Source organism: Chamaesiphon sp. VAR_48_metabat_403 (genome assembly GCF_031422475.1).
GTDB lineage: Bacteria > Cyanobacteriota > Cyanobacteriia > Cyanobacteriales > Chamaesiphonaceae > Chamaesiphon.
In genome coordinates this window covers 1-5,177 of sequence record NZ_JANPLS010000035.1, presented here as the reverse complement: position 1 = coordinate 5,177, position 5,177 = coordinate 1, and the positions used below count along the sequence as shown (strand labels likewise).

Genomic DNA, 5,177 nt, shown 5'->3' with positions numbered 1-5,177 from the left:
TAAAATGTCGGGATTGCTTACCAGTCGAGATTTCCAAGCTTCAAATCGATCGGAATCTAGACAGTGATGCAACAGAATCAGTCGATCGTTGCCCCAGAAAAGTTCGCCATTTACGATAAATGTCGGTACGCCGAACACTCCTGCATTAATAGCATTATCGATCGTTTCATCGAGCTGGCTTGCGGTTTCTTGTGATTTAAGAGCGACCTGGAAATCTTTAGTAGAAATACCACAAATCTCGGCACGATCGATACATTCGCGCTCGTCAATTTGGGTTAGTGAATCTTTGAACATTGCGGCAAATAATAAGTGGCTGTATTCTACTACTTTGTCAAACTGCTTTGCAGCTACACATGCCCGTGCTAGTAACTCGGAATCGAACTGTACTCTACCGCGAGGTTCTAGATACGGGACTCCGTATAATTTAGCCCATCGCTGGGCATCGAGTTCGCGATATGCCCATTCATATTTTCCGGAAGGTTTGCCTGTAAATGGATTGCGATCGCGCTGAGAAATTAGCCTGACGCTGTTAATTGGATGCCATTCAACGTGACAGCCAGTTGCTGTTTTGAGGGCATCAATTTGCGTAGATGCCAAATATGAATAACGGCTACCGATCGCATAGTAGAAGTCAACATTTGCACTTGTTATCATACATTTATTGTTCCTAACTTGATGGAATTTATGTTCCGGCATTTAGCACTTCAATTGCTGTAAATTCTAGCTCTGGAAACGTCGGCGAAACAATCGTGAGATCGCCGATAAATATGACATTATTGTAGGCTCCATCTTTGAGTATGCAAACAGTTACTTTGAGATCGATCGGATCGACAATCCAATATTCAGGAATATCTAAGACTGCATATTCGCTATGTTTTGCGCGATAGTCTACCGTTACTGTCGAAGGACTCACCACTTCTACTACCAATAATGGTGGCGGTTCATTTAATGGAATTAAAGACTCTCTTTTTTTTAAGCCATTCCATTGTTCTAAGGGTAGCACCACTACGTCTGGTATTCTAGCCGTCTCCCAGCGGGTGCCTCTAGGCGATTGAATCGCAATCTTCATGTCTTTAGCAACCCAATCTAACCCTAACCGCTTAATTTCAGTCTTAAATCGATCGTTGAGGAATTCACTAATGTCGCCATGTTCGCCCGCTCCTAGTGACATGCGAATCAACTCCCCATCCACCAGCTCGTAGCGAGTATCCGTGCCATTATTATATGTCAGATATTCTTCGATCGCGATGCGCTTTGTCGTGGCGATTGTCATAGGGCGTTTCCCTTACTTCACCTGGATAATTACTATTATATCTACTCTGAACTCTGACACGAATATCTTGAGAAATTATTCCCGATCTTGCACTCCTAATGAGCCGCGTGTTACGCCTAATTGGTTGCTTAGTTTTAAACCTTTCCACAATTCGGCACCGCTAATTTGACCGCCTAATAATTGTTGATAATAAGCGATCGTTTGGCTGACTTCGGCGGGGGTTTCATTGACGAATTCTAACCGGAAATTATAGACACCTAATTCGATTAAACGGTGGATATATTCGGCACCAGTTTGGGCGACACCATTGTAGACGGTATTGCGACAACCCGCGTCGGCTTGGAGGATATGTTCGGTGCCGACTCGATCTTTCAATTTGACTTGATGTGATTCGCAGGGGCGACCGCAATTGGTATAATCGGTACCTGTGGATAAGAAGGCGCAAAAGACGCAGTGTTCCATGTGGAACATGGGCATGTGTTGGTGGACGGTGACTTCAAACCAGTCGCGGGGACAGTTGCGGATCAGGGCGGTTAATTGGTCGATATTCAGGTCGTAGGAGGCTGTGAGGCGATCGAAGTTATAGTTTTGGTAAAAATAGTCGGCGGTGAGGGGATTGGCGACGTTGAGGGCAAAATCGCCCACGCAGCGTTCGTTTTTAAAAACCTCTAGCTGGTCGTAGTTGCGGATTAAATAACCATCGGCATCGCTCGATCGCACTTGTTCTAAAATCCAATTTTCGCCGGATTTAGTAATGCGTGGCGGAGCGACAAATATTTGCAGGGGATTGGTTTGATTTTGTTTGGCGGCGCGGACTAAGGCGACGGCTTCGCGATATTTACGGGGGTCTTCTAGTTCGCAATAAATTAGGGAAATACCCGATGCGATCGCTGCGGGAATTTGGTCTAGTTTGCGGACTAATATATTCAGTTGGGGCGGGTTGAGTGTGGCGTTATCAATTGCAGGGAGGATGTCTGTTAATTGACGATCGGATGTGAGTTGCCAGGGTTTAGGTTGACTACGAATTTCGGTAAGTTTGGTAACTAATTCGCGGCGCAAATGGTTGAGTGCGCTGACGGGTAACATCAGATCGCCAACTAAATTATTAGTCAGATTTCCGAGTTTATATGGTGTATTTCCCAGTCGTCCTAATTGGGAGATTAATTTCTCGGTAGTAAGGGGTTGGTTTTGGGCGGGGACTAATAATATTTCGGATTCTACTTTAATTGTATGTCCGGTTTCATCGCGGGCGATCGCTGTTAATGGTTGGTTGATTTCTCCATGTATTTCGAGATCGATCGGGCGTTGAAATTGAGGAACTTCGCCTGCATAGGTTTGCCGAATTTGTTTGTCTAATTCTGGATCGCTGGTTTTCCAAACTTTATCGCCGATATAGACTTGGCGAAAATTGACATTGCCGCGACCGAATGCCAGCATGACTTCCGTGCTTTCGTCCCCATTAGTAAATACCTCGTAAACTCGTCCGCCTTCTTCCCGATCTTCGGGATGTCCGCAATCGAAAACGATCCCATCGCCCGGTTTGATTGGCGCGATCGGATTAATGGTAATTGCTTCGCGATCGGGATAAACTCGAATGACTTCGCCTAAATATACGCCCCGTTTTTTCCCGAATCTGGCATGTACTAAAGCTTGATTATCGATGCCTTCAAACCAGCCCGTATACAACCCCCGCGAGAATGCCATTTCGAGGTTGTACGTATCTGGCTTGGCATCGAATTGGGCTTCTAAATCTGCCACTATTTTATCGATCGCCGATCGATATACTCGCGTCACACTCGCTACATATTCAGGCGTTTTGAGCCGTCCTTCAATTTTGAGACAACTCACCCCACTTTTAATAATATCTGGTAGGACATTTAAACCAGCTAAATCTTGAGGGCTGAGGAGATATTTCTTGTCGCCCAAATGATATAATTCATCATCCACAATAATATCGTAAGGCATCCGACAAGCTTGGGCACATTCGCCCCGATTTGCCGATCGACCGCCTAAAGATTCGCTCGTCAAACATTGCCCAGAATAAGCGACACATAATGCCCCATGCACGAATACTTCTAACGGAATTGAAATATCGCGATCGCCCAATCGTTCGTGAATTTTATCAATTTCTTTGAGCGAACATTCCCGTGCTAATACAACTAAATTGCAGCCTAATTCGTGGGCAAATTCGACCCCCGCCGCACTCGTCACCGTCATCTGTGTCGAAGCATGAATCGGGAAATCTGGCGATAAATGTCGAATTAATTTACATATACCCACATCTTGCACGATCGCCGCATCAACTCCAGCTAGAATCATACTGCGGAGATACCGATCGGCAGCGGGTAATTCTTGCGTAAATACCAAAGTATTCAGCGTCACGTAACCCTTAACTCCCCGCTGATGCAACCATGACATCAGTTCGGGTAAATCTGCCTCTGTAAAGTTCTCAGCCCGCATTCTGGCATTGAACCGCTCCAACCCAAAATAGATGGCATCCGCGCCATTCTCTACGGCTGCTTTAGCACATTCCCAATTCCCCGCTGGCGCGAGTAATAAAGGGCGATGGGTGAGGGTGGGAGTGGAGGTAGGTGCAAGCATACGATCGAGCTAGGGATATTCTATGCCTTTGTATTCTAGCTTTAAGGGGATGGGGAGCGGGGAGATGGGAGAACAGTTAAACTTATTGGTAACTCCTTACTCCTCAACGTCAGTTTCTCTTATCGGAGCTATGCCAACGGGATAAGAATATTTGCTACGCTCATCACCCGCCCGCGACTGAAGTGCTAGCTGCTCAAGTCCACTGAAGTGGACTTGAGCCATTAGCCTGGGGATGAATCCCCAGGTGGTGTCCAAACGAAGCTAGTAATCTTTGCATGAAATCCTTATCCCGAATTGGTGTCCTTTTCTCCCCGTCTCCCAGTCCAATCTTATGTCTCAATCGTCAGAAATTGCTGTTGAATTTAGAGATGTTAGCTTTGAGATTAACGATCGACAGATATTAACTCAGTTGAATCTTACTATCGATCGAGGGGAAACGATCGTGTTGTTGGGGCGGAGTGGCAGTGGCAAAACTACGACGCTCAAATTAATCGATCGATTGTTAATGCCAACGACGGGTACAGTATTAGTAGACGATCGATCGACTAATGATTGGGATCCGATTAAATTGCGGCGGCGAGTCGGTTATGCGATTCAAGATATTGGTTTATTTCCCCACTTTAATGTTAGTGAAAATATCGGCATCGTGCCATCTTTAGAAAAATGGCAAAAACACCGAATTGAGGCACGAGTTTATGAGATGTTAAACTTGGTAGGATTAGAACCAGAAGTATTCGCACATCGCTATCCCCATCAGCTTTCTGGTGGGCAACGTCAGCGAGTTGGCGTGGCGAGAGCTTTAGCTGCCGATCCGCCAATTTTATTAATGGATGAACCTTTTGGCGCGCTCGATCCGATTACGCGGTTGGAATTGCAACGTCAGTTTCGACATTTACAAACCCAATTAGGTAAAACAGTTGTGTTTGTCACTCACGATATTCAAGAGGCTTTTTGTTTGGGTACACGGATTGGTTTAATGTATGAAGGTAATTTAGTATTCTTAGGAACTTCAGCAGAATTTCTGCAATCTCAGCATCCAGAAGCACGAGCTTTTATTGCTTGTTTGAATCCGTGGGAAGAGGGGCAGTTCGGCTCCGCTCACTGACCGGGGACGGGGAGACGGGGGGACTGGGTGCAATAGGCGATCTTATTTAACCCAAGTTGCTACCTATAACCTCAGCGGTTTCTAACCGCTGCTCATATTACAAAGTCCGCCTAAGCGGACTAGTTTGTTAAACGTAAACCCTATAAATCCCCTCTATCCCCCCTTGAAAAGGGCTACCGTGTATACACAAGTCGGCTA

4 protein-coding genes are annotated in these 5,177 nt (G+C 45.8%); 1 reads left to right on the top strand and 3 read right to left on the bottom strand.

The window, feature by feature from the left end; all coding sequences use genetic code 11:
- From RMO79_RS01860 to RMO79_RS01850, 3 genes are all read right to left on the bottom strand, one after another.
- On the bottom strand, window positions 1-654 hold a 654-nt coding region (locus tag RMO79_RS01860), incomplete at its 3' end, for a DsbA family protein (RefSeq protein ID WP_310481352.1).
- A 28-nt stretch (window positions 655-682) separates the two neighbouring features.
- Complete coding sequence (locus RMO79_RS01855; protein ID WP_310481351.1) at window positions 683-1,273, bottom strand: Uma2 family endonuclease; 591 nt, start codon at window positions 1,271-1,273, stop codon at window positions 683-685.
- Window positions 1,274-1,348: 75 nt separating this feature from the next.
- The gene (locus RMO79_RS01850) at window positions 1,349-3,874 is read right to left on the bottom strand and encodes a DUF3656 domain-containing protein (protein ID WP_310481350.1); all 2,526 of its coding nucleotides are present in this window, start codon (window positions 3,872-3,874) and stop codon (window positions 1,349-1,351) included.
- 331 nt (window positions 3,875-4,205) lie between these two features.
- Here RMO79_RS01850 and RMO79_RS01845 point away from each other — a divergent pair, with 331 nt between their 5' ends.
- Complete coding sequence (locus tag RMO79_RS01845) at window positions 4,206-4,979, top strand: ATP-binding cassette domain-containing protein (RefSeq protein ID WP_310481349.1); 774 nt, start codon at window positions 4,206-4,208, stop codon at window positions 4,977-4,979.
- Window positions 4,980-5,177 lie beyond the last annotated feature (198 nt).

What these genes read in the sequence shown, in the direction of transcription:
- RMO79_RS01855 (WP_310481351.1), bottom strand. Translation starts at nt 1,273, where the DNA reads ATGACAATCGCCACGACAAAGCGCATCGCGATCGAAGAATATCTGACA.
- RMO79_RS01850 (WP_310481350.1), bottom strand. Translation starts at nt 3,874, where the DNA reads ATGCTTGCACCTACCTCCACTCCCACCCTCACCCATCGCCCTTTATTA.
- RMO79_RS01845 (WP_310481349.1), top strand. Translation starts at nt 4,206, where the DNA reads ATGTCTCAATCGTCAGAAATTGCTGTTGAATTTAGAGATGTTAGCTTT.